General features: G+C 72.6%; 16 protein-coding genes. 9 read left to right on the top strand and 7 right to left on the bottom strand.

What is annotated here, in order from left to right; genetic code table 11:
• Positions 1–49 precede the first annotated feature (49 nt).
• Positions 50–1,375, bottom strand: coding sequence for a multidrug effflux MFS transporter (locus SNOUR_RS27870; protein ID WP_067352281.1), 1,326 nt, complete (start codon positions 1,373–1,375; stop codon positions 50–52).
• Between the two features lie 252 nt (positions 1,376–1,627).
• On the opposite strand from SNOUR_RS27870, the gene SNOUR_RS27865 reads away from it, so the two are divergent.
• Both SNOUR_RS27865 and SNOUR_RS27860 read left to right on the top strand, forming a co-directional pair.
• Positions 1,628–2,560 carry an SDR family NAD(P)-dependent oxidoreductase gene (locus SNOUR_RS27865; RefSeq protein ID WP_312633952.1) on the top strand — a complete coding sequence of 311 codons (933 nt, stop codon included), beginning with the start codon at positions 1,628–1,630 and terminating at the stop codon, positions 2,558–2,560.
• Between the two features lie 53 nt (positions 2,561–2,613).
• Entirely contained in the window at positions 2,614–3,516 is a 903-nt protein-coding gene (locus SNOUR_RS27860) for a PhzF family protein (protein WP_067352279.1), read from the top strand.
• An 81-nt stretch (positions 3,517–3,597) separates the two neighbouring features.
• Here SNOUR_RS27860 and SNOUR_RS27855 read toward each other — a convergent pair whose 3' ends face one another.
• The 4 genes from SNOUR_RS27855 to SNOUR_RS27840 all read right to left on the bottom strand — a co-directional run bounded on the left by SNOUR_RS27855 (position 3,598) and on the right by SNOUR_RS27840 (position 8,658).
• Positions 3,598–3,966, bottom strand: coding sequence for a hypothetical protein (locus tag SNOUR_RS27855; protein ID WP_067352277.1), 369 nt, complete (start codon positions 3,964–3,966; stop codon positions 3,598–3,600).
• Positions 3,967–4,191: 225 nt separating this feature from the next.
• Positions 4,192–4,728, bottom strand: a complete 537-nt coding sequence (locus SNOUR_RS27850) for a hypothetical protein (RefSeq protein WP_312633949.1) — start codon at positions 4,726–4,728, stop codon at positions 4,192–4,194.
• Positions 4,729–4,918: 190 nt separating this feature from the next.
• Entirely contained in the window at positions 4,919–6,967 is a 2,049-nt protein-coding gene (locus SNOUR_RS27845) for a PIG-L family deacetylase (protein WP_067352272.1), read from the bottom strand.
• A 17-nt stretch (positions 6,968–6,984) separates the two neighbouring features.
• Positions 6,985–8,658: a stealth family protein gene (locus SNOUR_RS27840; RefSeq protein ID WP_067358872.1), complete on the bottom strand. Its 1,674-nt coding sequence runs from the start codon at positions 8,656–8,658 to the stop codon at positions 6,985–6,987.
• 436 nt (positions 8,659–9,094) lie between these two features.
• Here SNOUR_RS27840 and SNOUR_RS27835 point away from each other — a divergent pair, with 436 nt between their 5' ends.
• On the top strand, positions 9,095–10,090 hold the full coding sequence (locus SNOUR_RS27835; protein ID WP_067352269.1) for a hypothetical protein: 996 nt from the start codon (positions 9,095–9,097) through the stop codon (positions 10,088–10,090).
• Positions 10,090–12,921 (top strand): stealth family protein, encoded by a 2,832-nt coding sequence (locus tag SNOUR_RS27830; RefSeq protein ID WP_067352268.1) that lies wholly within the window; start codon positions 10,090–10,092, stop codon positions 12,919–12,921. The genes SNOUR_RS27835 and SNOUR_RS27830 overlap by 1 nt, the downstream gene beginning before the upstream one ends.
• Before the next feature lie 84 nt (positions 12,922–13,005).
• Here the strand turns inward: SNOUR_RS27830 and SNOUR_RS27825 are convergent, their stop codons facing one another.
• The gene (locus SNOUR_RS27825) at positions 13,006–14,193 is read right to left on the bottom strand and encodes an acyltransferase family protein (protein WP_067352265.1); all 1,188 of its coding nucleotides are present in this window, start codon (positions 14,191–14,193) and stop codon (positions 13,006–13,008) included.
• A gap of 688 nt (positions 14,194–14,881) precedes the next feature.
• Between SNOUR_RS27825 and SNOUR_RS27820 the strand changes: the two genes are divergently transcribed.
• A complete protein-coding gene (locus SNOUR_RS27820; protein WP_067352263.1) occupies positions 14,882–15,613 on the top strand; it encodes a DUF4328 domain-containing protein in 732 nt (243 codons plus the stop codon).
• 207 nt (positions 15,614–15,820) lie between these two features.
• Here the strand turns inward: SNOUR_RS27820 and SNOUR_RS48510 are convergent, their stop codons facing one another.
• Positions 15,821–16,405: a hypothetical protein gene (locus tag SNOUR_RS48510; protein ID WP_067352260.1), complete on the bottom strand. Its 585-nt coding sequence runs from the start codon at positions 16,403–16,405 to the stop codon at positions 15,821–15,823.
• Between the two features lie 290 nt (positions 16,406–16,695).
• On the opposite strand from SNOUR_RS48510, the gene SNOUR_RS27810 reads away from it, so the two are divergent.
• The 4 genes from SNOUR_RS27810 to SNOUR_RS27795 all read left to right on the top strand — a co-directional run bounded on the left by SNOUR_RS27810 (position 16,696) and on the right by SNOUR_RS27795 (position 24,110).
• On the top strand, positions 16,696–18,711 hold the full coding sequence (locus tag SNOUR_RS27810) for a DUF8189 domain-containing protein (RefSeq protein WP_067352257.1): 2,016 nt from the start codon (positions 16,696–16,698) through the stop codon (positions 18,709–18,711).
• A gap of 244 nt (positions 18,712–18,955) precedes the next feature.
• Positions 18,956–20,134: a hypothetical protein gene (locus tag SNOUR_RS27805; protein WP_159425931.1), complete on the top strand. Its 1,179-nt coding sequence runs from the start codon at positions 18,956–18,958 to the stop codon at positions 20,132–20,134.
• On the top strand, positions 20,131–22,992 hold the full coding sequence (locus tag SNOUR_RS27800; protein ID WP_067352255.1) for a stealth family protein: 2,862 nt from the start codon (positions 20,131–20,133) through the stop codon (positions 22,990–22,992). Before SNOUR_RS27805 ends, SNOUR_RS27800 begins: the two co-directional genes overlap by 4 nt.
• A 68-nt stretch (positions 22,993–23,060) precedes the next feature.
• Positions 23,061–24,110: an LCP family protein gene (locus tag SNOUR_RS27795; protein ID WP_067352252.1), complete on the top strand. Its 1,050-nt coding sequence runs from the start codon at positions 23,061–23,063 to the stop codon at positions 24,108–24,110.
• Positions 24,111–24,130: the final 20 nt, after the last annotated feature.

Below are 24,130 nucleotides of genomic sequence, written 5' to 3'. Positions count from 1 at the left end.
CCCGCCGCGGCCGGTGTGCCGGGCTTCAGTCTCGGGGCGTTCGGTGCGTTCAGAGCCCAGTCCTCTCGCCGGCGGTGCGTTCCCCCTTACGCTGCCACGGACGGCACATTCCCAGGAAGCTCACGAGCGCGAGAACGGCGCACGACAACTGCACGACGGCCATCGGAACGGCCGTCCGCTCGCCGGCGATGCCCACCAGCGGCGAGGCCACCGCACCGAGCAGGAACGTCGAGGTGCCCAGCAGCGCGGAGGCGGAGCCGGCCGCGTGCGGGGTGCGCAGCAGCGCCAGGGTGTTGGTGCTCGGCATGACCAGGCCCATGGCGGACATCAGCACGAACAGCCCGGCGGCGACGGGCACCAGCCCGGCCTTGCCGAAGACCCCGGACGACATCAGCAGCAGGGCCGCGCCGGCCAGCGCGATCGCCACCAGGCCGACGCCCAGCACCTTGTCCAGGCCGACCCGGCCGACCAGCAGCTTGCCGTTGATCTGGCCGACCGCGACCAGCCCGACGGAGTTCAGGCCGAAGAGCAGGCTGAAGGTCTGCGGGGAGGCGCCGTAGATCTCCTGGACGACGAACGGCGAGGCGGAGATGTAGGCGAAGAGCGCGGCGAAGGCGAACGCGCCGACCAGGAGGTAGCCGGAGAAGACCCGGTCGGCGAGGAGGTCGCGCATGGTGCGCAGGGCCGGGCCGAGGCCGCCGGGCGCTCGGCGCTCCGGCGGCAGCGTCTCGTCCAGGCGGCGCCAGACGAGGAGGGTCAGCAGCACCCCGACCACGGTCAGCACGACGAAGACGCCGCGCCAGTCGGTGACCCGGAGGATCTGGCCGCCGATCAGCGGGGCGACGACCGGCGCCACCCCGGAGATCAGCATCAGCGTGGCGAAGAAGCGGGCCATCGCCACGCCGTCGTACAGGTCGCGCACCACCGCCCGCGCGATGACGATGCCGGCCGCGCCGGCCAGCCCCTGGAGCAGGCGGAAGGCGATGAGGACTTCGGCGTTGGTGGCTACCGCGCACAGCGCGGTGGCGAGCACGTAGACGACCATGCCGATGAGCAGCGGGCGCCGGCGGCCCCACTTGTCGCTCATCGGGCCGACGATCATCTGGCCCAGGGCCATGCCCGCCAGGCAGGTGGTGAGGGTGAGTTGGACGGTGGCGGCCGGGCTGTGCAGGGCGGCGGTGACCTGCGGCAGGGCCGGCAGGTACATGTCCATGGAGAGCGGCGGGACCGCGGTGAGACCACCGAGGACGAGGGTGACGAGCAGGCTGGTGCGGCGGGCGGCGACCGGAGCGGCGGGCGCGTCCCGCCCGGATATGGCGGGCTGACCGGGGGCGTCGTCCCGGGTCTCGGCGGCGGGGGCGCCGGACTCTGTCATGAGCGTCTCCATGAGTCGGTGATGGCGGCACCATGGTGGCACGCGGCGGACGCCGCCCGGGGCGCCCGGACGCAGTCCTTTGGTCCTAAGCCCGCCGTCGGACCGGCCCCCGCCCGCGGTCGCCCGCCGCCCGGCCGGGCCGCCGTCAACTACCGCCCGATCCGCGGCTCCTGACGGACGCCGCCCGGTTCGCGCCCGGTTCGCGCCCGGTTCGCGCCCGGTTCGCGCCTCGTCCGCCGTTACTCTGCCGGCATGGCATATGACACAGAGCGGGCAGGGGCGGCACAGGCGACACCGGTGGCACGGGCCGGGCAGGTGGGCAGTACCGCGACCGCGGCCCGGCCGACGCTCCCGGCGCCCTCCTCCCGGGGCCGGTCCCCGCGGACGGCCGCGCTGCCGCAGGAGGCCAGGGGGGACGGCGCGGCGGGCCGCAAGGTGGCGCTGGTCACCGGCGCGGGTTCGGGCATCGGCCGGGCGGTCGCCCTGGCGCTGGTCGCCGACAACTGGACGGTGGTCCTGGCCGGCCGGCGCCCCGACGCCCTGGAGGAGACCGCCCGCCAGGTCGGGTACGCGGGCATCGAGGGCCCCGCGGTGCTTCCCGTCCCGACCGACGTCACCCGCCCCGAGGAGGTCGGCGCCCTCTTCACCACGATCCGCGACCGGTTCGGCCGGCTGGACCTGCTCTTCAACAACGCGGGCGCCTTCGGCCCCCCGGTCCCGGTGGAGGAACTCTCCTACGACGACTGGCGGGCGGTGGTCGACGTCAACCTCAACGGCGCCTTCCTGTGCGCCCAGGCCGCGTTCAAGGCGATGAAGGAACAGGACCCGCAGGGCGGCCGGATCATCAACAACGGCTCCATCTCCGCCCATGTGCCCCGGCCGCACTCGATCGCGTACACCGCCACCAAGCACGCGATGACCGGCCTCACCAAGTCGCTGTCCCTGGACGGCCGTCCGTACCGGATCGCCTGCGGCCAGATCGACATCGGCAACGCGGCCACCGAGATGACCGGCCGGATGCAGGCCGGGATCCTCCAGGCCAACGGCCGCACCGAGATCGAACCGGTGATGGACGCGGCCGACGTCGCCCGTACGGTCGCGCACATGGCGGCGCTCCCGTTGGAGGCCAATGTGCAGTTCGCGACGGTGATGGCGACCGCGATGCCCTACGTCGGACGGGGCTGACGCACCGCGGGCCGCCCGGGAATAGCCGGGCGGTGGCGGATGGTTCCCCGGCCATGACACTCGACACCGCTGCCGGGGGCCCGGCCCGCACTCCCGAGATCCTGCGTTACACCGCGTTCTCCGCCGACCCCGCGGGCGGCAATCCGGCCGGGGTCGTCCTGGACGCCACCGGGCTGGACGACGCCGCCCAGCTCGCCATCGCCGCCGAACTGGGTTACTCCGAGACCGCGTTCCTCACCGCGCCGCCGGAGGGGCTGGGCGAGCCCGGTCGGGCGTTCACCATCCGGTACTTCAGCCCGCTCGCCGAGGTCGCCTTCTGCGGCCACGCCACGGTCGCCACCGCGGTCGCGCTGGCCGAGCGCCAGGGCCCCGGCGACCTGGTCTTCGCCACCCAGGCCGGCCCGGTCCCGGTCACCGTCGTCCGGCACGACGGCGCCCTGCGGGCCACCCTCACCAGCGTCGAGCCGCGCATCGAGCCGATCGCCCCGGCCGACCTCACCGAGGCGCTGGCCGCGCTGGACTGGCCGGCCGCCGATCTCGACCCGGCCCTGCCGCCCCGGATCGCCTACGCCGGCGCGCGCCACCTGGTCCTCGGCGCCGCCACCCGCGCGCGACTGGGCAAGCTCGACTACGACTTCGACCGGCTGGCCGCCCTGATGCACCGGCTCGACCTGACGACCCTTCAGCTGGTGTGGCGGGAGGGCGACACGGTCTTCCACGTCCGCGCCCCGTTCCCGGTCGGCGGCGTGGTGGAGGACCCGGCGACGGGCGCCGCGGCCGCCGCCTTCGGCGCCTACACCCGCGCCCTGGGCCTGGTCACCGCCCCGGTGACGCTCACCCTCCACCAGGGCCACGACCTCGGCCGCCCCGGCCTGTTGACGGTGGACCTCCGGTCCGGCGACCCCCGCTCGCACGTCAGCGGCACCGCCACCCGGATCTCGGCGACGGACGCCTGAGGACGCGGGGGCCCGGGGCGCGGACCGGCGCCGGGGCGTGCGGGTGCGGGTGCGGGGCGAACGCGGTGGCCCGGCGCGCGCTCACCCGGCGCCCGGCAGGCCCCCTCCCGGCCCCCCGCACCGCGGCTCACAGGACACCGTGATCTCGCTCTGCCCGGTGCCACCGCCCGCCCCGCCCTCCCGGTGCCCCGCACCGAAGGTGTCGTCCCGCCATCCGAGCAGCGCCGACGCCACCACCACTATCAGCACCAGCACCACGAAGATCAGCAACGGCCGGGCCCGCACCAGCAGTTGACGCACCCGGCCGGGCCCGCGGTTCGCCGTCCGGCCCCCCGCGCCCCTCCCCGGCACCGTCCCCGCCCGCGTCCTCGTCCCCGGACCGCGGTGCCGCCCCAGCGCCCGCGCGATCCGTCTCTTCCAATACACCAGCCGGTAGTAGTGCTTCAGCACCTCGGCTCCCCCTCGTGTGACTGCACGGGAAGCCACGAGGGTACTGCCCGCCGGCGCCCACGGCGCCCGCCCGTGCCGGCAACGGGCCCGCCCGCCCCGATGGACACCCGGCGGCCCGGTGACCGGCACGGCCGCGGAGACGGCGACCGGCCTCCTCATGACAACGGCCCCGCTCCGACCCCCTGAGCAGGCGGGGGCGGAACGGGGCCGGAACGGCACCCGCCGTCAGCCGAGGCCGGGCAGCCCCTTGGTGGACAGGGCGCCGGTCGCCGCCTTCCCGGACAGCGCGTCCGTCACCGCCTTCCCCGACAGCGCACCGGTCAGCCCCTGGCCGCCCTTCCCCGGCAGCCCGTCGGTCAGCCCCTGGCCGCCCTTCCCGGGCAGCGCGTCGGTGGGCAGTCCGCCGAGCAGTCCGCCGTCGGCGGTGGCCGCCTGCGCCGTCTGTCCCAGCAGGTCCCCGGCCGCACCGGCCGCCGCGCCCGCCGTCTCCGCCGCCGGCGGCGTCACCCTGGCCGCGGCCCCGCCGACCGCCGTGGTCTCCGCGGGCACCACCTTGTCGACGGCCTTGCCCTGGACCCCGCCCGCGACCTGCGTGGCCTGCTGCGCGGCCCCGTCCGCCACACTCCCCAGGGCCCCGGGGTCCACGTTGCTCAGCCCGCCCAGGTCGGGGGTCTTCGGTACGTCGGCGGCGTGGGCTCCGGCAGCCGACCCCAGCGTCATCGCAGCCGCGGCCATGCCCACTGCCGTCAGAACTCGTCGCATCAAGGCTCCTCAAGGAATGAGATGTGCTTGTGTGATGAGAACGATGAGCTGCGCACCCGGACACGCCCGATCCCCACCGGTGCGGCGCGCAGGACGGAGAGGGGGCGGACGCGTCGGCACACACGCCGGGACCGGGCCGAGCGTGCGCCCGAACGCCCGAAGCCCCTGCCCTCCCCCACGAACCTCCTGGTCAGCGGCGGTTCTGCGGTACCAGTGAGGTCGTCAGCGTCGCGTTCGGCGCCAGGCGGGCGAGGACGGGACGGCCGGCGGAATCGGTGGCCAGGGCGGCGGCGCCGACCACCGCGCCGGTGAGGGTCTGCCACCGCGGGGCGTGCCCGGCCCCCAGGGTGGCCAGGCTGGTGGTGCCGTCGTTGTTGCCGGCGGCCAGGAGCACGTCGCCGGCCACGGGATGCAGGGCGAGGACCCCGTAGCCGCGGGCGACCAGACCGACGTGCTCGCCCTGCCAGGTCGCGCCGCCGGCCGGCAGCCGATGGACCAGCGGGCGGGCGGACTTGGCCTCGCGGAAGGCGAGGAGGAGCGAACCGTCCGGCCGGGCCAGCGCGGTGGGCGGGTCCGCGGGGCTCGGCAGGCCGGTACGGCGGAGGAAGAACCTCCCACCGGGGTGCTCCTGCCGCCAGTGGTGGACGGTGTTGTGCCCGGACCCGAAGACATGGACGCACCCCTTGCCGTCGGTGACGGCGGAAAGCCCCTCCTGGACCTCGGCGGGGTCCAGGTCCGTCCAGTCGCTCCAGGTGCCGTCGGCGCGCCGTTGACGGGCGGAGACGCCCTTGGCCCAGTTGCGGGCGAAGAGCCACGTCGTGCCGTCGGCGCCCCGGGCCACGACGGGACCGCCGACCCGGCGGCCGTGGTCGGGGGTGCGGTCGGGGGTGCCGAGCGAGGCCCAGGGGCGGAACGGGCCGCCCCGGCGCGGCTGTTCGGCCATGACGATCTCGCGGCGGTTGTCCGCCGCCCTGGGGCCCAGGGCGGCGATGCGTTCGGCGAACAACTGCCAGCGGCCGTCCTCGGTGAGGGTGGCGGACAGCCCCGGCAGCAGCCCGTCGCCGCCCAGGGGTTCCGGCGTCGTCCAGGTGCCGTCGCCCTTGCCGGTCCGCTGCCATCTGACGGCCTGCCCGGCGAGCACGGCGAAGGCGGTCAGTCGGCCGTCGGGGCCCTGCCGCACCTGTGGGGCGGCGGTGGGATAGCGCAGGCTGGTGCGCTGGAGCCAGCCGGTGCGGTAGGAGCGGTTCCGGCCGACGTCGTAGTCTCCGCAGCCGGCGGGGAAGTCGCAGGAATCCGGCGCTCCGCCATAGGCGTTGAGCGCCTCGGCCTTGTCGCGGACGAGCTGCGCGGGAAGGTTGTCGGGCCAGCGCTCGTTGTAGTAGCCGCGGTACGCCATGACGGCGTGCAGACGGCCGTCGCCGGGGCCCTTGTAGCGCGCCAGGGCGGCGTAGGTGAACAGCGCGGCGGCCGTGTGGTCGGGGTGGTCGGAGTAGCCGGCCTGGTCGTGGTGGCGCCGGTGCGCTCCGTCGTGCACCTGCATGTCCGGGTCGGGGTCCAGGGTCCGCACCAGCGTGGGCCGGTACCGGTCGAGGAGCTGGACGAGGACGTCGATCAGCCGGGACCGGGTGATCTTCTGTGCGGCGCGGACCGGGGATCCCGTGCTGACCAGGGTGCTGGTGACCATCGTGGGGTCCGCCCACAGGTCCGGCAGGCCGCGCTTGCGGCCGCGCCCGGCGGCGAAGTGCTGGTGCACGCCCAGGAAGACCAGCTGGACGCCGGTGTGGCCGGCGAGGGTGTTCACCTCGATGAGCGTGCCGTCGGGCAGGGCCAGCGCCTGCACCCCCCAGCCCGCGTGCGGGTCGCCGGTCGCCATGAGCGCGTACGCCTGGCGCAGGCCCTGGCGGCGGGCGCCCGCGTACATGGCGAGATTGGGCTTGGGCCGCGGCTGGCCCGGCACCTTGTTGAGGCCGCCGGTCTCGCCGCAGTTCAGGTAGACGCTGACGAGTTGGTCGTTGGCCCCGATGGTCTGCTGTACCTCCGGGTTCATGAAGTACAGGTCGTCGTCCGGGTGGGCGAGGATCTGCATGACCCGGCTGCCGCTCCGGCCGTCGTCGGCGGCCGCCACCGCGCCGCGTCCGGCGGAGGGCGGGGAGGCCGTCCGCGTGGCGCCGCTGCACCCCGCCGCGGTGAGGGCGACGAGGCCGGCGACGAGGGTGCGGCGGGTGGGCTGTGGTCGCACAGGAGCTCTCTTGTGGGTCAGCGGGGTAGTTCGTAGCGGCTGGGCACCGGGAAGTACGACTCCAGGAAGGGCCGCAGCAGTGCCGTGCTCCGCTCCAGGTCGTCATCCGTGGAGAGGGTGTCGTTGAGGCAGAACACCCCCTTGTCGCGCCGGAGGAGGAGCCGGTCGAGCCGGTTGGCGGTGTTGGGGTGGGCGACGTCCAGGTAGGCGTACTCCACGTCGCCGGGCAGCGCCCGCCGGGTGTGGAAGGCGTAGTAGTGGTACAGGGACGACGGGATGGACAGGTCCGTCCCGCTGCGGAACCGCTGTGCGGCCGTCCTGCGGTGCTGCTCGCCGAACTCCCGCTCGATCTCGCCCAGGACGCTCCGGGTCAGCGCGTGCGGCACATGGCGCATCTTGCGGACCGGGGTCGTGCCGAAGCGCTCCTGTATCAGCGCGCGGTTGTTCTTCCCCGCGACGGAGACCGGTACGTCCTCCGGCGAGGGCGGTCCGAGCGGGACGAGGGCGGGCGAGGGGAAGAACTTGGTCAGCCCGTTGGCGAGGAAGAAGTCCTTGGGGGCCAGCTCGGCGCCGAGGAAGACGTCGTCGTTGAAGTAGAGGAAGTGCTCGGACAGGCCGTCGATGCGGTGGAGTTGGCTTTCGATGGCGTGGGAGTTGAAGGTGGGCAGCAGCGCGGGGTCGTCGAAGATCTCGCGGTGGCTGACGACCTTGATGCCGGGCTGAGAGGTGTCCAGCCAGGCGGGGGTCTGGTCGTCGGTGACGAGGTAGACGTTGCGCACCCACGGGGCGTACATCGCCAACGACCGCAGCGAGAACCGCAGTTCCTCGTGGTCCGCGTAGCGCGCGGCGTTGGCCGCCTCCTCGTGGTACGCCGCGCCGGCGAACCCGGCCCGGCGCCGCTGCCACGCGGGGTCGGCGCCGTCGACCCAGGTGTAGACGACGTCGATGGGGAAGGTGATGTCCTGGGGCACCGCCGTGGTGAACTCCTGACGGGTGCGCACCCGCACCGGTGAGGTGTCCCGGGTCCCGAAGGGGGCGGTGAAGTCGGTCATGGAGACCCGCAGGTAGGGGGCCTCGACTGGCACGGAGTCGGTGATCGCATTGCGCCGCGGGGCGGTCAGCCGGTCGCCCTCGCGCTTCCAGAACTCGATGTCGCAGCCGTGTTCCGGGCCCAGCACGAGGCGGTGGGCCGGGTCGGTGCGGTACCAGAACAGGCGCAGCGACGTGGCCTTGGCGTAGCGCCGCCAACTCGCCAGCCGGTAGGCGGGCATGACGCGCCCGCCGCTCTCGCCGCGCGGGCCGAAGTACACGGGGCGCGTCCGGCAGAGGTCGGCGAGGGCCCGCAGCACGCGCCCCCGGTCCTCGGCGGAGACCGCCACCGTGGTCCCGCCGGACTCGGCGCGCACACAGAAGTGGTCGACGTCCGCGGCCTCCAACGCGGCGGTGATCGCGCCCAGGTTGGCGCGGCGGGCCGTCTCCGGCGAGAGCCGCTCCTCGACACAGGCGATCCGCGGACGGCCGTCCACGGCCAGGACGACACCTTCCGAAGCCTCGACCAGGACGCGGTGCTGGACGGCGTGGCCGGCGCAACCCACCCGCTGGACGCTGCGGCCGACGGCCGCGGCACTGACGAACCGCTTGACGCTGCGCCGCATTTCGGGGGAGTACCGGCCGGCTATCGCGCGCCGCATCCGCGTGGGAACGACCTTGCGGTAGACGGCGACCACGGGCGACGCCTCGGTGTTGACCCCGCCGTCGCCGCCGGGAACCGCGCCGGTCGCGCGCGGCTCGGGCTGGCGTCCGGCTGCTGCTGCGCGCTGCTCCGTGGGCCGCACGCTCTCGATCTGCTTCATTCCCTCTTGCAATCCCCCGGCCACGAAGACCGTTTTGCGGCAAATGACGTAATCTTTACAAGTACACTACCTTTAGCACGAAACGTAAATGAACGGTAAGGTGATCTTGCTTCACCGTCACGGAAGAGGGCGAATCGGGCGATGTGGATGCATCTGGTGCGAGTGATTCGAATCACGTGATCCTGGTGAATCAGGTGATTTCTTTGCCGTCGCCATGCACATGCCCGACACTGGGCGCCGGCCACCGCGCCGAGAGGAGAGATGACGAAGCGCCATGAGTGAAGCCCTGCTGTCCCATGCAGTGGCGGCGGCCAAGCGCGCCCGCCGCACCGCGGGCCGGGTCCGACGCCGTGTGGAGCAGATCAACACCGTCCCGGTGCTCGGCGCACGCGCCCGCCCCCGACCGGCCCTCCGCCCGGCGCACCTCTCGGTACTCGTCGGCCGCACCCTCAACCTCGCGGTGCCCTGGCCTCCGGGCGCCGCCGCCGTGACGGAGGCCCGCCTCGTACTGGAGCGCCGGGGCCGGTGGCAGAGCATCCCCCTGGAACGGGAACCGCAGCCGGACGGCCGGCTCCTGCTCACCGCCACCGCGCCGTTGCGCCACGCACGGCACGACGACACCGCCGCCCCCGGCCCCCGACTCGACGACGGCATCTGGCGGTTGACCGTCGCGGCGATCGGCGCCGACGGGCAGGAGACCCGCTACGGGATCGCGGCACCCGACGTGCCGGCCTCGGACGGCCCCACGCTCCCCTCCCCGCCCAGCGCGACCAGCGGTGCCTCCTTCCGACCCGTGCGGTCCCTCGACGGCCACGCCATGCTCAAGGTGACCGGGCCGCGCGAGCACGCCGAGCTGATCCGCTTCGACCTGCGCTGGGACCGGGTCACCGTGCACGGCCGCCTGATCGCCGCCGGCTCACCGCCCGACGACTACGCGGTGGAGGCGGTGCGCCGCGGCTCGGGAACGGTCCTCGCCATCACCCCCGTCTGGGACGGCGACCGCTTCGTCTTCGACGTGCCGCTCGCCGCCATGACCCGCGGCGTCGCGCCCCAGCGCATGTGGGACTTCCAGCTGCGCCGCGGACGGACCCGCATCAGGATCGCGCGTCGACTGACCGACGTGCGCCGCCCCAAGAAGGTCTTCCGCACCCCCTTCCGGACGATCGCGACGGAGGACGGCGCGCTCCTGCGCGTCCACGCCCACCTCTCCGCGGCCGGCACCTTCGCGGTCAGCTGCGCCACCTTCCCCACCACCGAGGATTCCGCCTGATGAAGATCACGTTCCTGCTCACCTGGGGCGACGAGATGGGTGGCACCGAGATGGCCACCTACACCCAGGCGGCACATCTGGCGCCGCGCCACGACGTCGAGGTCCTGAGCGTCCTCAAGACGCGGGAGGAACCCTTCTTCACCGCCGGGCGCGCGATCCCGCGCCGGTATTTGGTCGACCGCACCGGCCCGTACGGCCGCCCGGTGCGCGACAGCGGCCTGGACGAGCAGGCGTGCCGCACGCTCACCTCGCTGCCCAGCGAACTGATCAAGCCGGCCTGGGAGGCCACCTTCGACCGGCTCACCGACATCGAGATGACCGCCGCGCTGGGCTCGCTGGACACCGATGTGCTGGTCACCACCACGCCCGCGCTGATGGCCGCCGCGGCCGAGCTGGTGCCCTCCCGCGTCGTCACGGTCCACCAGGAGCACCGCGCGTCCCAACTGCGCGGCGTCAGCGGCGAACCGCTGCTGGTGTACGCGCCCCGGATCGACGCGCTGGTCTCCCTGACCGAGCGCACCAACGACTGGTTCGCCGATTCGCTCGGCGCCACGGCTCCCGAGCTGGCGGTCGTCCCCAACGCCGTCCCCAGCGGCTTCCGGCCCCGCTCCGACCTGGACGGCCAGACCATCGTGCTGGCCGCCCGCATGACGCCGGAGAAGCAACTCGACCACGCCATCGAGGCGTTCGCCACCCTCGCCGACCAGCACCCCGACTGGACGATGCGCATCTTCGGCGACGGACCGCAGGAAGTGCGGCTGCGGCGCATCATCGACGGCCTGGCCCTGCACGACCGCGTCGAGCTCCTGGGCCGTTCACCGGAGATGGAGCAGGAGTGGGCCAAGGCCGGCCTGGCCCTGCTGCCCTCCCGCAACGAGGCGTTCCCGCTGGTGCTGCTGGAGGTCTTCGCCGCCGGTGTGCCGGTCATCGCCTACGACATCGTCACCGGCCCGGCCGAGATCGTCCGGCACGGCGTCGACGGCCTGCTCGTCCCGGCCGGCGACAAGGACTCCCTCGCCGTCGCCATGGACAAGCTGATGGGCGACGACGAGACCCGCCGGGCCTACGGCAGGGCCGCCCGCGAGGGCGTCCACGAGCGCTTCTCGGCCGAGCTGATCACCGCGCGCTGGGAGGAGCTCTTCACCCGCCTGGTGGCCCGTCGCGAGGATCCCCGACGGCTGGCCGACCGCGCCGACCGCACCGCCCGCCGCATCGCGGCCGGCGGCAGCCGCAGCTTCAACGTGGCCGCGCCGATCAGCGTGCTCTCCGGCTCCGCGGACGAGCAGAAGGCGCGCGAGGTGCTGCTCCAGGCGCAGGACCGCACCGGCGCCCTGGTGCGCTCCGCGGGCCGGCTGGCGGAGGTGCGCGACGACGTCCTCGCGCCGCGCATGGCCGAGTGGAACCTGGAGATCGCCACCTCCGCGCTGGCCGCGCACGGCATCCCCTACGTCCTGCTGCGCGACGGCGGAACCTCCTACCGCGTCGCCGTCGAGGTCGAGCGTCGCGAGCAGGTCCTCGAAGCCCTCGCCGCGGAGCTCCACGGCAAGCCCGTCTACGCGGAACTGATCACTCCGCGCGGGGCGGCACCCGGAGCCGTGCTCGCCGAACGGCTGCGCGAGGCCGGCGACGTGGCGGGCCTGCGCGTCTTCAAGCCGCTGACCACCGAGAGCCGCACGCTGCGCTACGGACCCGCGTTCGGCTGCACCGTGGAGTTCTGGACCGAGAACGCCGAGGACGAGGAGATGCCCGGCTGGCGCAGCACCCCCCGCGGCTCCACCCTCCTCGGCCCCCGACTGCCCTCGCTGGAGGCGGACGCGACCCTGCGCGTCGGCGAGCGCGACCACCCCACCCTGGCCGGCTTCACCGACCGCCTCATGTGGGACGTCACCTTCCCCGTCGACGTCGTCTACACCTGGGTCGACGACAGCGACCCGAAGTGGCGCGCGCGCCGCGACGCCGCCAAGCGCGCCGCGGGACTCGCCGACGGCGGCGCGGACAGCGGTGACGTGCGCTTCCGCAACCGCGACGAACTGCGGTTCTCGCTACGGTCGTTGGCGATGTACGCCCCGTGGGTGCGCAACGTCTACCTCGTCACCGACGACCAGACCCCCGCCTGGCTGGACACCTCCCGGCCCGGCATCAAGGTCGTCAACCACCGCGAGATCTTCGACGACCCCGCGCTGCTGCCCACCTTCAACTCCCACGCCATCGAAAGCCAACTCCACCGCATCGACGGCCTGTCCGAGCACTTCCTCTACTTCAACGACGACGTCTTCCTCGGACGTCCGCTCACCCCGCGCTCGTTCTTCGACAGCAACGGCATGGCGTACTTCTTCCGTTCGCCCACCGCCGTCCCGCCCAGCCCGCTCGCCGAGGACGACGAGGGGTACTTCGCCGCGGCGAAGAACAACCGCGGCCTGCTCCAGCGGGAGTACGGACGGACCGCCACCCACGGCTTCCTGCACGCCCCGCACCCGCTGCGGCGCAGCGTGCTGGCGGAGATCGCCGAGAAGTTCCCGGAGGAGATCACGGCCACCGCGGCCAGCCGCTTCCGCGCGACCACGGACCTGTCCGTGGCGTCCTCGCTGCACCACCACTACGGCTATCTGACGGGGCGCTCCACCCCGGCGTCCCTGTCATGCTCGTTCGTCAACGCGGGCGACTACACCCACCACACCAGGCTCAGCCGGATGCTGGCCACCCGTAGCCACGGCGTGTTCTGCATAGGCGAGTCGGCGGACGCGGAGGTGCCCGCCGACGAGCAGGACCGCGTGCTGCGCGCCTTCCTCAGCGCGTACTTCCCGGTGCGTTCGCCGTTCGAACGGGCCTGATCCGCCGCTCCGACCGTCCGCCCACCCGTCGGACACGCACCAGGGGCTGTCCGACGGGTCAGGGTCGGACAGGCCGGACAGGCCCTAGGCCGAGTCGGCCGCCCGGGCGTGCTCCGGTGTCCGCTCGTCCTGCGCGGCGTGCGCCACAGCGGGCTGCGGCGGGGGCGGGGTGGTGGCGGGCCGGGCGTGCCGGCGGCGCGGTGCGACGTTCCGGCGGACGTCGTCGATGCCTCGACGCATCGTGGTGCGCAGCCACTTGCCGAGGGGGCGTTCGACGAAGCGGTGGATGAACCAGGCGGCCACCAGCATGAGTGCGACCACCGAGGCCACCAGGACCGGCGCGGGAATCCTGTTCCGGAAGTGGTGGATGAGGGTCATGCCGATGTTCATGTGGATGACGTAGAGCGGGTAGGTGAGGGCTCCCGCGGTGGTGAGCCACTTCCACTGGATGCGGTCGAAGGCACCGAGCGCGATCGCGCCGACGACGGCGAAGGCCGCGATGATCAGGAAGCGGGCGGGCCAGGTGGGCAGGGCGTCCACGGCGGCCTTGCCGAGGTTGGTGGCCAGGCGGTAGTCGATATAGCGCTGGGCGAGCAGCAGTTGCAGGAGCACGATCGCCCACAGGATCGCGTTCGGCCGGAAGCGCCGCATCAGATAGAAGGCGATACCGGCTATGAAGAACGGCGCGTACTGCGGCATCGCGAACGCGGTGAGCAGGGGTGTGTTCATGACCGGGGCGAGCGCGGCGGCCGCGGTCCATACTCCGCACAGGATCAGGCAGTTGCGGTAGGTGACGCCGAACAGCACCACCACGACCATGATCAGGTAGAACTTGAGCTCCACGAAGAGCGTCCAGTACACCGGATCGACATTCGGCGTGTTGTTGCCGCCCTGCAGCATGGTCAGATTGGTGATCACCGTGTCCCAGCCACGGAGAGAAGCGACTTCCGGCCACATCTTCACCACCAGGACGGTGAGCAGAATCCCGACCCAGTAGGCGGGGAACAGCCTGGTCAGACGGGAGACGGCGAATTCGCCCAGCGTGCGGCCCCACACGCTCATGCAAATGACGAAGCCGCTGATCAGGAAGAAGACCTCCACGCCCAACCACCCGTACTGGGCGAGCCGGTGGGCGGTCGGGAAGATCGTGTCCGTGCCGTGGCCCCATGGTCGGGCCAGGGCGACGTAGTGGTAGAAGACCACCATCAGCGCGGCAAGCAACCGCAGCCCGTCCAGTACGGCAAGCCTGTTCCCTATGCGACGCTCGGCCATTGCGTATCCCCCGTAGCGCCCAGGTCAGGGGCGCCCCATGGTCGAAGTAGCTCACCACTTCCGGTCAACCGGTGAGCGAGTTGTCCACTTTTCATGCTTACACAGACCACAGGACGGCCAACACCCGTTCCATGTGGCAAAAACCACAGCGCGAATACTGAACGCACACGGGCGTTCCGGACTCCGCCCCCTCCTTTTTTCCGCGCGCCTCGACCGGACCGGCACCCACCGCACGGCCCGGAACGACCGCCCAACTCCAGCCGGACCGGCATCAGTTCTTTGGGGCGACTGATTTTCCCCAATCTCCCCAGGGGCAGGAATGTGGATATCGCTTCGGTCACCCGCACCCATTTCCACCCCCGTCCCCATTCCCATTCCCATTCCCGTCCCCGCGCTGACACCCGCGCCCATGAATTCCATGACGCCCTTCGACGCACTCGATCCGCCGGGCGGAGGCGGGGGCGGGGCGGGCACCGAGCGGTTGCCGCCGGGGCGCCGGAGGGAGCGTCCGGGCAACTTCCCCTCATTCAGGGGCGGTTGAGACATGAAGGGAATGACGATCACATCTGTCCCTTTTTGAATGGACAAGATCAACTACGGCACGTAGGTTCCTTATGCGCAGGTGCCGCCTCGGGGGCGGCCCCTGCGCACGCCAACGCAACGAACCTGAATCCACGGGGGATTTCGCATGTCCCACCTGCCCGGCGCACCATCGCCGTCGCCGCCACCACCGCCGCCCGGCTGGTCCGCCCCACCTGCTCCACCCGCCCCACAGGCCGTTCTCCGCTCGCCCGTCGGACTCTCCAAGGCCGTGATGATCCTGCTCGGCCTCGTCATCGTGACCGATGCGTTCGCGGTGTGGCAGGGCAACCACTGGTACCGGCTGAGCGGCCGGCTCCTACAGGACTTCGGCTCCGTCACGTCGCGGGAGATCTCGGCGGCGGACACGCTGTACCGGGCTTCCGGGATCATGCAGGACGCGGCGTCCGTCGCGACCGCCGTGCTCTTCGTCGTCTGGTTCCACCGGACCCGCGTCAACGCCGAGGTCTTCGCCCCCGACGGCCATGAGAAGAAACGCGGTTGGGCGATCTGGGGCTGGCTCGTGCCGGTGGTCAACCTGTGGTTCCCCCGACGGATAGCCCTCGACATCTGGGACGCCAGTGCCGACCGGAACTCCCATTCCACGGCCCTGCTCAACTGGTGGTGGGCGCTGTGGGTCGCGAATCTGCTCTTCGGGCGCGTCGCCGGTCGGTTCTACGCACGGGCCGAGGGCCTGGACGAGATCAGGGGCGCGGTCGCCGGGCTCATGGCGAGCGACCTCGTCGACCTCGCGGCGGCCGTTCTCGCCGTGTTCTTCGTGCTGCGCCTCACGCGCATGCAGCACGAGAAGGCACTGCGGGGGCCGGGGCCGGCTGCCTGACCCACCGAGCGCGAGCGACCGGGACGTCATCACGTGATGTGGCTCGGCTTCGACTTCGACATGGACGGCTCCGCCGCTCGCTGCCTGCGGGCCCTCGCCCCCCCCGGTGCGACGCGGTGACGGAGCCGCCGTCGCCGCTCGCCCAGGCGGCCACGCCGGTCGTCGACGCCATGCCGCCAGTAGAGGACCGCTGCTGTGCACGGGCCGTCAATGCCCTCCCCTGGGGGGCTTGCAGTCGGTGCCGTCGGGGTATCCGGCGAACGCGTTCGCCTCGATGAAGTGGGGGTTGACCTTGCCCTCGATGCACAGAGCGGATCCGTCGACGAGGAATCCGACGCCGGGATCAACGGCGTAGGACTCCGCCTTCGCGGCGGGGTAGCCGAGAGCGGTGAGTGCGCGGCGGGTGCTGTCCGCGCTGATGTCGTTGTGCGTGCGCAGGGGTTCGAGCGCGTTCCTGATGCGCGCGACGGCGGCGATTCCGTCGCAGCGGCCCTGGCCGTGGAGGGGCAACGGGTCCCGAAAGCCGTGGTTCTCGGCGTAGTGGTCGGAAGGGGGCGTGGCGGGTCCCGACGTACCTGCGGTGTGCGCCGGAGCCCTGCTGGGGCTTTCGCCGGGACAGGGGAAGTCCACCGGCGCGCTCGGCCTGCTCGGCTCGGACGCCGCGGCGCGCGAAGGGGCGCCGGCGGCGACGTCGTGTCCGGGCCGCTCGGTTCCGCATCCCGCGGTGAGCAGGGACAGCACCGCTATCGACAGTAAGCCGATCCGCGCTCCGGTATTCCTGGTCATGGCCATGCGGCCATCTTGTCCTGCAGTGCGGACGCCGGTCATGAGTAGTTCTACTCATGCACTCTGTCCATGTTTGCGGCAGGCGCACCCTCGCCGCCTCCGGGGCCGCACGCCGGACGCCGAGCACCTCAGCAACGAGCGACGGACGAGAACCCCAAATATCCGAATTCACCTTCGGAGGGCGTTCTGTATGATTTGCGATTCGACAGCAACCGCTCGGCCGACGGGCGCGGACCGCGCCCCGTGCGCCCTCGTGCCGCGGGTCGTCGGGCTCGTACCTCCAGGACGTCCACTCCATGTCTTCGCACCCGCACGCGCACCCCGACGACCGGCCCTCGCTGCGGGCGGCGCACCTGAGCGTCCTCGCGCACCCCGACGACGACCTGTACTTCATGAACCCGGAGGTCCTGCAGGCGATCCGCTCGGGGGCGCCCACGACCAGCGTCTATCTCACCAACGGCGAGTCCGACGGTCGCAATCCGCACCCGTGGGAGCCGCGCGACCAGGTGCCGGTCGACCGCGCGGCGTACGCCAAGGCGCGGCAGAACGGCCTGCTGGGCGCGTACGCCGCGATGGCGCTGGCCGACCGCACCGCGCGGTGGACGCGCACCGCGCTACGCGGGCCGCACGAGACGGTGCTGGAGATGTGCCGGCTGGAGCGCGCCCCGCACGTCACGCTGGTCTTCCTCAACCTCCGCCAGTACGCGCCCGAGGACCCCCAGGTGCGGCTGCGCACGCTGTGGACGGGGCAGGCCCCGTCCCTGCGCACCATCGTGCCGACCGGCGGCGCGGTCGAGGCGGAGTGCGGCTACGACCGGGACACGCTCATCGACGTGCTGGCCGGACTGCTGGAGCACTTCCGCCCCACGGCCGTCCGCATCATGGATCCCGACCCCGACCACCAAGAGCACAACGCGCAGTTCCCGCAGCGGCACGACTACGGGGACCACTCCGACCACCAGGACCACACCTACGCCGCGCTGTTCTCGCTGGAGGCGATCGAGCGCCACCGCTCCTCGGGGACGGCCCGGCCGTTCACCGTCACGTCCTACCGCGGCTACTACAACGAGCGCTGGCCGCACAACCTCGGTGTGTACGCGAGCTCGTGCAAGGAGCACTACCTCAACGTCTACGGCGCCGCCGACGGCTACGACTGCGGCGACCCGGCCGGCAGCGGCGACTACTCGGTCGGGTTCGGCGCGCGGGGCACCGGCTGGGTGCAGAGCACCACGCACCGGTACGCCGGGGGCACCGACTGGCTCCGGCGCGACGCCGGCGGGCGGCTGTCGGCCTTCGGGGTGCTGGGCGGCGAGGCCGTGATGTGGCAGGAGTCCGGGCCGGGCACCGGGCAGTGGGGCGGCCCGTGGCGGCTGGGCGGCGGGCCGCTGGCGCCCCAGCTGTCCGTGTGCGCCACCCCGGACGGGCGGCTGCACGTCGTCGGCCTGCGGTACGCGGCCCTGGGGGCGGGCGCCGACGCGCACCGCCGCCAGCTCGTGCATCTGGCGCAGACCGAGCCCGGCGGCGCGTTCGGGCCGTGGCGGGACCTGGGCAACCCGGCCGACTCCGCGCACCGCGTACGGCAGTTGGGGGCGCCGGTGACGGCGGTGGACGGGCAGGGCCGGCTGCATGTGTTCGCGCGCAACTGGGGCAAGGGCGTCAGCTCTCGGGTGCTGGAACCGGCGGGCGGCTGGAGCGAGTGGATCGATCTGCGCGGCTCGCAGCTCCAGGAGGGGCTGAGCGCGGCGGTCAATCACGACGGGCGGATCGAGTTGTTCGCGCCCGCCCGCGACCGGGTGGCCCATTGGGTCCAGGACGAGGACGGGCCGCTGCTGCGTCTGACGCCGCGCTTCAAGCTGTCCACGCCCGCGGGGGCGACGGGCAGCGCGGTACAGGCCAACGGGCGGGTGATCGCGATCTACCGCAAGCCCGAGCGCGCGGTGACGCTCGTCGGACGGCAGGGCGACCCGGGCGGCGGCTGGCCGCACGGTCCGCAGAGCCGGGGCGGGCGCGGCGGTTACGGCCCGGTCGCGGCCACCGCCCTGACGACCAGCGGGATGGAGGACTGTGCGCTGCTCGCCGCCCGCAACGACTTCGGCGGGGTCAGCTGCGCGGTCCTCACCCCCGACGGGGCGAACTGGGCCGACCTCGACCTGGACGGCATCGCGGGCGGCCTGATCGGGGCACCGTCGGTGAGCACGGACTCCCTCGGGCGGGGCATGGTCGGCGCGATCGGCGCCGATGCCCATCTGTACGTCGCCCGGCAGACCACCCTGGCGGCACCGGTGTTCTCGCCGTGGCTGAGGGTCGGTTGAGGGTCGGCTGAGGCAGTGGACGGGGCCGACGCGCCCCACCCCCCTCCCCCCTTATGTCGCTTCTGCTCCTCTCGTCACCGATGGCAGGGTCACTCCGACTTGATACAGCTGATCCTCATTCGTTACCTACACGGCGTCCGATTTGCCTGAATTGATAATTAGGTTCCAATAAGGGCCTTGTTAGGGTTTCACGGGTTTACGTAGAACAGACGACTCCTTGACCGATGGATGACGTGTTGGACGCATGAGAGGCATTGATCGGCAACTGATCGCTCGTTCGCCGTCCACCCCGCTCCACGCCGGCGCGGCCCCGCGCCGCGCCCCTTTCCATGGCGGTGTCGCCGTCGCCGCGCGCCGCCAGGTCGCCGGTTGCGCCCGACTGTTCATCCGCCCCCACCCCCACGACGAATACGGCCCATTGAGTTCCAAGTCCCGTGCCACGGCTGCCGTGAAGCACCTCAGGAAGCCGTCGGCGCTGCCGCGCGCGGCCCGGCGCAGGTTGATCGCCGCGCTCGCGCCGGCCCGCGCCCGGCTGATCGCGAAGGTCTGCTACCCGGTGCGCTCCCGCTGGTCCGCCACCGTGCGGTACGCAGCCGTGCTCGACGGCCACACGCTCAGCCTGCACGCCGTGCTGCCGCCCGGCGTGCGCGAGGGCGTCGAGGGCCGCGCGGCCCAACTGACCGTGTCCCGGAGGGGGAAGCGCCACCGGGTTCCGGTCCGGGTCTACCGCGACCGCGACAGCCGCCTGGTCATGGACGCCACGGTGCTGCTGGGCTCCGACCTCGACGGCGTGCCGGTGCGGCCGGGGCGTTGGCGGCTCACGCTCGTGCTGCGCGGACCGCGCGGGCGCAAGCACATACCCCTCGCGCTCGCCGTGCCGCCGCCCCCGTACGGCGGCCCCACCCGGCCCATGACGACCTGTCCGCGGACGGGCATGCGGCACCGCGCGGGCCGCACCGTCACCGGGCGCCTGCGGCTGGTGTGCGCGACGCCGGCCGCGCAGGCCGAGGTCGCCCGTACCGAACTGCGCTACACCGGCGCGGACGTGGAGTTCCGGGTACTGGGCACCCGGCGGTCGCGCTGGGAGGTGGAGTTCGCCTCGGGCGGTCGGAGCCTGACGCGGCGCGCCGCGCACCTCGGGGACGGGTTGCTGCGCGTCAGTCTGCCCGTGGAGGACATGTTCCCGCGGCGGCCCAAGGAGAACTGGACGCTCTACGCCCGCCCCATCAAGGGCGGGCCGCGCGTCGCGCTCGGCCGCCGCCTGCACGACGTCCGCAACCCGCTGCGGGTCTTCGCCATCCGGCACATCGTGATGGCGGTCGGCGAGGGCCGGATCATGCGCGTACAGCCGCGCTACACGACCGCGGGCACGCTGCGCTTCACCTGCGAGCAGATGCCCGAGATGCACGAGGTACGACGGTGAAGATCACCTTTCTTCTGACATCGGCGGACGCCATCGGCGGCACCGAGCGGGCCATCCTCAACCAGGCGGGCGCGCTGGCCGGCCGGCACGACGTACGCGTGCTGAGCGTCTTCAAGACCTCCGCCGAGCGGTTCTTCGACGCCGACCCGCGGGTGCGCATCGAGCACCTCGTCGACACCAGCGGCGCCACCCCGCGGGTGCTGCGGCCCTCGCAGCTGTCCGCGGAGGCGTGCGCCGCGCTGGCCGCCCAGCCGAGCCAACTCGTCGACCACAGTTGGGAGGCCGCCTTCAACCGGCTCACCGACTTCGAGCTCCAGCACGCGCTGCGCCACACCGACACCGACATCCTGGTCTCCACCACCCCGGCGCTGATGGCCCTGGCCGTCCAGCTCGCGCCGCCCCACGTGGTCACCGTCCACCAGGAGCACCGCGTCTCCGAACTGCGCGGCAGCTCCGGCGAGCCGCTGCTGCGGTTCTCCTCCCAGCTCGACGCGCTGGTGCTGCTCACCCACCGCACCAAGGACTGGTTCGTCGAGGTACTGGGCCAGTGGGCACCGCGGCTGGACGTCATCCCCAACGCGCTGCCCGCCGGCTACCGACCGCAGTCCAGCCGCCAGTCGCGCACCGTCGTACTGGCGGCCCGGCTCGTCCCCGAGAAGCAGATCGACCATGCGCTCCGGGCATGGGCCGTCGTCGCGCGGCAGCAGCCGCTGTGGACGCTGCGGATCTTCGGCGACGGCCCGTCCAGCGGACTGCTGCGCCGCCAGATCGACGAGCTGGGGCTGCACGACTGCGTCCAGCTCAACGGCAACTCCCCGCACATGGCCGAGGAGTGGGCCAAGGCCGGTGTCGCCCTGCTGACCTCCCGCAACGAGGCGTACTCGCTGGTGCTCGGCGAGGCACAGGCCGCCGGCGTGCCCGTGGTGTCCTACGACTGCCCCAACGGTCCGCGGGAGATCATCGCCGACGGCGAGACCGGCCTGCTGGTGCCGCCGGGCGACATCGAGGGCGTGGCCGCCGCGCTGCTGCGGCTGATCGAGGACGCCCCGCTGCGGCACACGATGGGCCGGGCCGCCGCCGGCCACGTCCACCGGATCTCCGAATCGGCCGTCACGGAGCGCTGGGAGGCGCTCTTCCGCGAACTGCTGGCCGCGCGCCGCGGGCCGGGTGCCGCGGCCAAGACCGACCGGCAGGCGCTCCAGGCGGCGACGGCCGGGACCGGCGGCATGCCGCAGACCGCGCCGGTCACCCCCACCGGCGTCACACCGCGCGAACAGCGTGCGCACCAGGAGCGGGTGGCCCGACGCCACCCGGAACTGGTCCTCAGCGGTGGGCAGTTGGCGAAACCGACCGAGACCGCGACACCCTTCGACGTCATGCAGGCCAACCTCGACCTGGTCGTGGGCGCCCTGGAATCCGCGGGCGTCCCGCACCTGCTCGTACGGGACAACGCACTGCGCCACACCGTGGCGGTGCACTCCTCCCAGCGTGAGGCGGTGCTCGCCGCGCTCGCCGCGCACCACCGCGACGCCGCGGTCTACGTGGCGGCGCTCAACGCCCGACAGGCCGTGCAGAGCACCGCCCTGGCGAACCTGGCCGAGCGGGCCGTCGGCCCCCAGCACCCGCTGGTACGCGTCTACCAGCCCGTCACCACGCCCTCGCAGACCCTGCGCTACGGGACGGTCTACGGCTGCGACATCGCCTTCTGGGAGGACGACCCGGAGGACCCCGCGGTCTTCCGCTCCCCGACCCGCACCCGGATCGGGGACACCGTGCCGCGCGACGCGCTGGTGCGGGCCCGGACCACGGTGGCGGGCCGCAGCTACGGCACCATCGAGCCCTACACCCGCACCCTCACCGACGACGTCGGCTTTCCCGTCGACGCGGTCTACACATGGGTGGACGGCAACGACCCCGCCTGGCTGGCGCGCAAGAACGCGGTGCTGTCCGCGCGCGGGCTGGCCCCGGCGGTGGCCGCCACGGACTCCGCGCGCTTCCGCGACCGCGACGAGCTGCGCTACTCGCTGCGCTCCCTCGACATGTTCGCGCCGTGGATCCGCACCATCCACATCGTGACGGACCGTCAGGTACCGAGCTGGCTCGACCTCACCCACCCGCGGGTGCGCATCGTGGACCACAGCGAGATCTTCGGCGAGGACGGCGCGCTGCCGACGTTCAACTCGCACGCGATCGAGAGCCAACTGCACCGCGTCCCGGGCCTGTCGGAACACTTCCTCTACTTCAACGACGACGTGTTCCTGGGCCGACCGCTCCAGCCCCACCTGTTCTTCCACGGCAACGGGGTCGCCAAGCACTTCCTGTCCCCCACGCCCGTCCCCATGACCCCGGTCTCCACCGAGGACGACTTCAACATCAGCGCGGCCAAGAACAACCGCGCCCTGCTGGAGCAGGTCTTCGGACGCACCCTCACCCACGCCTTCCTGCACACGCCGCACCCCCTGCGGCGCAGCGTCCTGGCGGACGTGGCGGCGTACTACCCGCAGGCATGGGCGCGGACCGCGGCGAACCAGCTGCGCAGCCACACCGACATCTCGATCGCCTCCTCGCTGCACCACTACCTCGGCTACCACACCGGGCGCAGCGTGCCCGGCGGCATCAACTGCGGCTTCGTCAACGTCGGTCTGCGCGAGCACCACACCCGCCTCAACCGGCTGCTCATCAGCCGCCCGCACGACGTGTTCTGCCTGAACGACTACCACGACGGGGACGTCCCCGCCGACGAACAGAGCGCCATCCTGGCGGCGTTCCTGCCCAGCTACTTCCCCGTCGCGAGCCAGTTCGAGCGGGGCAGCGCCCGCAACGCCCGCCTCGGCAACGCGTACCGGCGCGCCGCCTGAGGGGCCGCCGACCCTCGTGAGCACGGGACACCAGCCACCTCGTCGCACCCCCTAAGGACACCGACCGCATGAGCAAGCAGACCCGCCGCAAGCCGCGCACCCGCGGCGCGCGCATACGCCGGGCCCTGGGCTGGACCGTCCTGGCCCTCGTGGTCGTCGGCGGCGGACTGGGCTACTGGGCTTACACCCACCTGGCCAACAACCTCAGCACCGTCGACATCAACCAGGCCCTGGGCAAGGACCGTCCCAAGGACGTGGACGACGGTGCGCGCAACATCCTGATCCTCGGATCGGACTCCCGCTCGGGCGCCAACAAGGACCTGGCGGGCGGCGACACGGGCGGCACGGCCCGCTCGGATACCGCGATGGTCGTCCACCTCCCGCAGGGCCGGAAGCGGGCGACCGCGGTCAGCATCCCGCGCGACACCCTCGTCAGCCGCCCCGCCTGCACCACGGCGAGCGGCTCCGCGCTCCCCGCCGCGGACCGCGTGATGTTCAACTCGGTCTACACCAGCGGCGGTCCGGCCTGCGTGGTCAAGACCGTCGAGTCGATGTCCGGCGTGCGCATGGACCACTACGTCGAGCTGGACTTCAGGGGCTTCAAGGGCCTGGTGGACGCCCTGGGCGGAGTGCCCGTCACCCTCGACCGCCCGATCCACGACAAGGAGAGCGGCCTGGACCTCTCGGCCGGGACGCACCGGCTGGACGGCACCAACGCGCTGGCCTTCGTCCGCACCCGGCACGGCATCGGGGACGGCAGCGACCTGGGGCGTATCGGCCTCCAGCAGAAGTTCATCCTCGCGCTGCTGTCCGAGCTGAAACGCCAGAACGTGCTCGGCAACCCCGCCAAGCTCTACAAGACCGCCGACGCCGCGACCAAGGCGCTCACCACGGACTCCGAACTGGGCTCGCTCCCCAAGCTCGCCGACTTCGCCAGATCCCTCAAGGGCCTGGACACCTCGACGATGGAGACCGTGATGCTCCCGGTCGACTACGACACCACCGACCCGAACCGCGTGGTCGCCGCCGAGCCCCAGGCACGCGACCTGTGGAAGGCCCTGCGCGAGGACCGCCCCGTCCCCGCCGGCTCCAAGAGGTCGCCGGCGCACGGGGGTTAGGGCGCTTCTGATGGATCTCC

Origin of the sequence: Streptomyces noursei ATCC 11455 (assembly GCF_001704275.1) — a bacterium.
Lineage (GTDB): Bacteria > Actinomycetota > Actinomycetes > Streptomycetales > Streptomycetaceae > Streptomyces > Streptomyces noursei.
This window is presented reverse-complemented; position numbering and strand designations above follow the sequence as displayed.

Coding starts and splice junctions, on each gene's coding strand:
- SNOUR_RS27870 (WP_067352281.1), bottom strand. CDS start 1,375: ATGACAGAGTCCGGCGCCCCCGCCGCCGAGACCCGGGACGACGCCCCC.
- SNOUR_RS27865 (WP_312633952.1), top strand. CDS start 1,628: ATGGCATATGACACAGAGCGGGCAGGGGCGGCACAGGCGACACCGGTG.
- SNOUR_RS27860 (WP_067352279.1), top strand. CDS start 2,614: ATGACACTCGACACCGCTGCCGGGGGCCCGGCCCGCACTCCCGAGATC.
- SNOUR_RS27850 (WP_312633949.1), bottom strand. CDS start 4,728: ATGCGACGAGTTCTGACGGCAGTGGGCATGGCCGCGGCTGCGATGACG.
- SNOUR_RS27840 (WP_067358872.1), bottom strand. CDS start 8,658: ATGCGGCGCGCGATAGCCGGCCGGTACTCCCCCGAAATGCGGCGCAGC.
- SNOUR_RS27835 (WP_067352269.1), top strand. CDS start 9,095: ATGAGTGAAGCCCTGCTGTCCCATGCAGTGGCGGCGGCCAAGCGCGCC.
- SNOUR_RS27830 (WP_067352268.1), top strand. CDS start 10,090: ATGAAGATCACGTTCCTGCTCACCTGGGGCGACGAGATGGGTGGCACC.
- SNOUR_RS27825 (WP_067352265.1), bottom strand. CDS start 14,193: ATGGCCGAGCGTCGCATAGGGAACAGGCTTGCCGTACTGGACGGGCTG.
- SNOUR_RS27820 (WP_067352263.1), top strand. CDS start 14,882: ATGTCCCACCTGCCCGGCGCACCATCGCCGTCGCCGCCACCACCGCCG.
- SNOUR_RS48510 (WP_067352260.1), bottom strand. CDS start 16,405: ATGGCCATGACCAGGAATACCGGAGCGCGGATCGGCTTACTGTCGATA.
- SNOUR_RS27810 (WP_067352257.1), top strand. CDS start 16,696: ATGTCTTCGCACCCGCACGCGCACCCCGACGACCGGCCCTCGCTGCGG.
- SNOUR_RS27805 (WP_159425931.1), top strand. CDS start 18,956: ATGAGAGGCATTGATCGGCAACTGATCGCTCGTTCGCCGTCCACCCCG.
- SNOUR_RS27795 (WP_067352252.1), top strand. CDS start 23,061: ATGAGCAAGCAGACCCGCCGCAAGCCGCGCACCCGCGGCGCGCGCATA.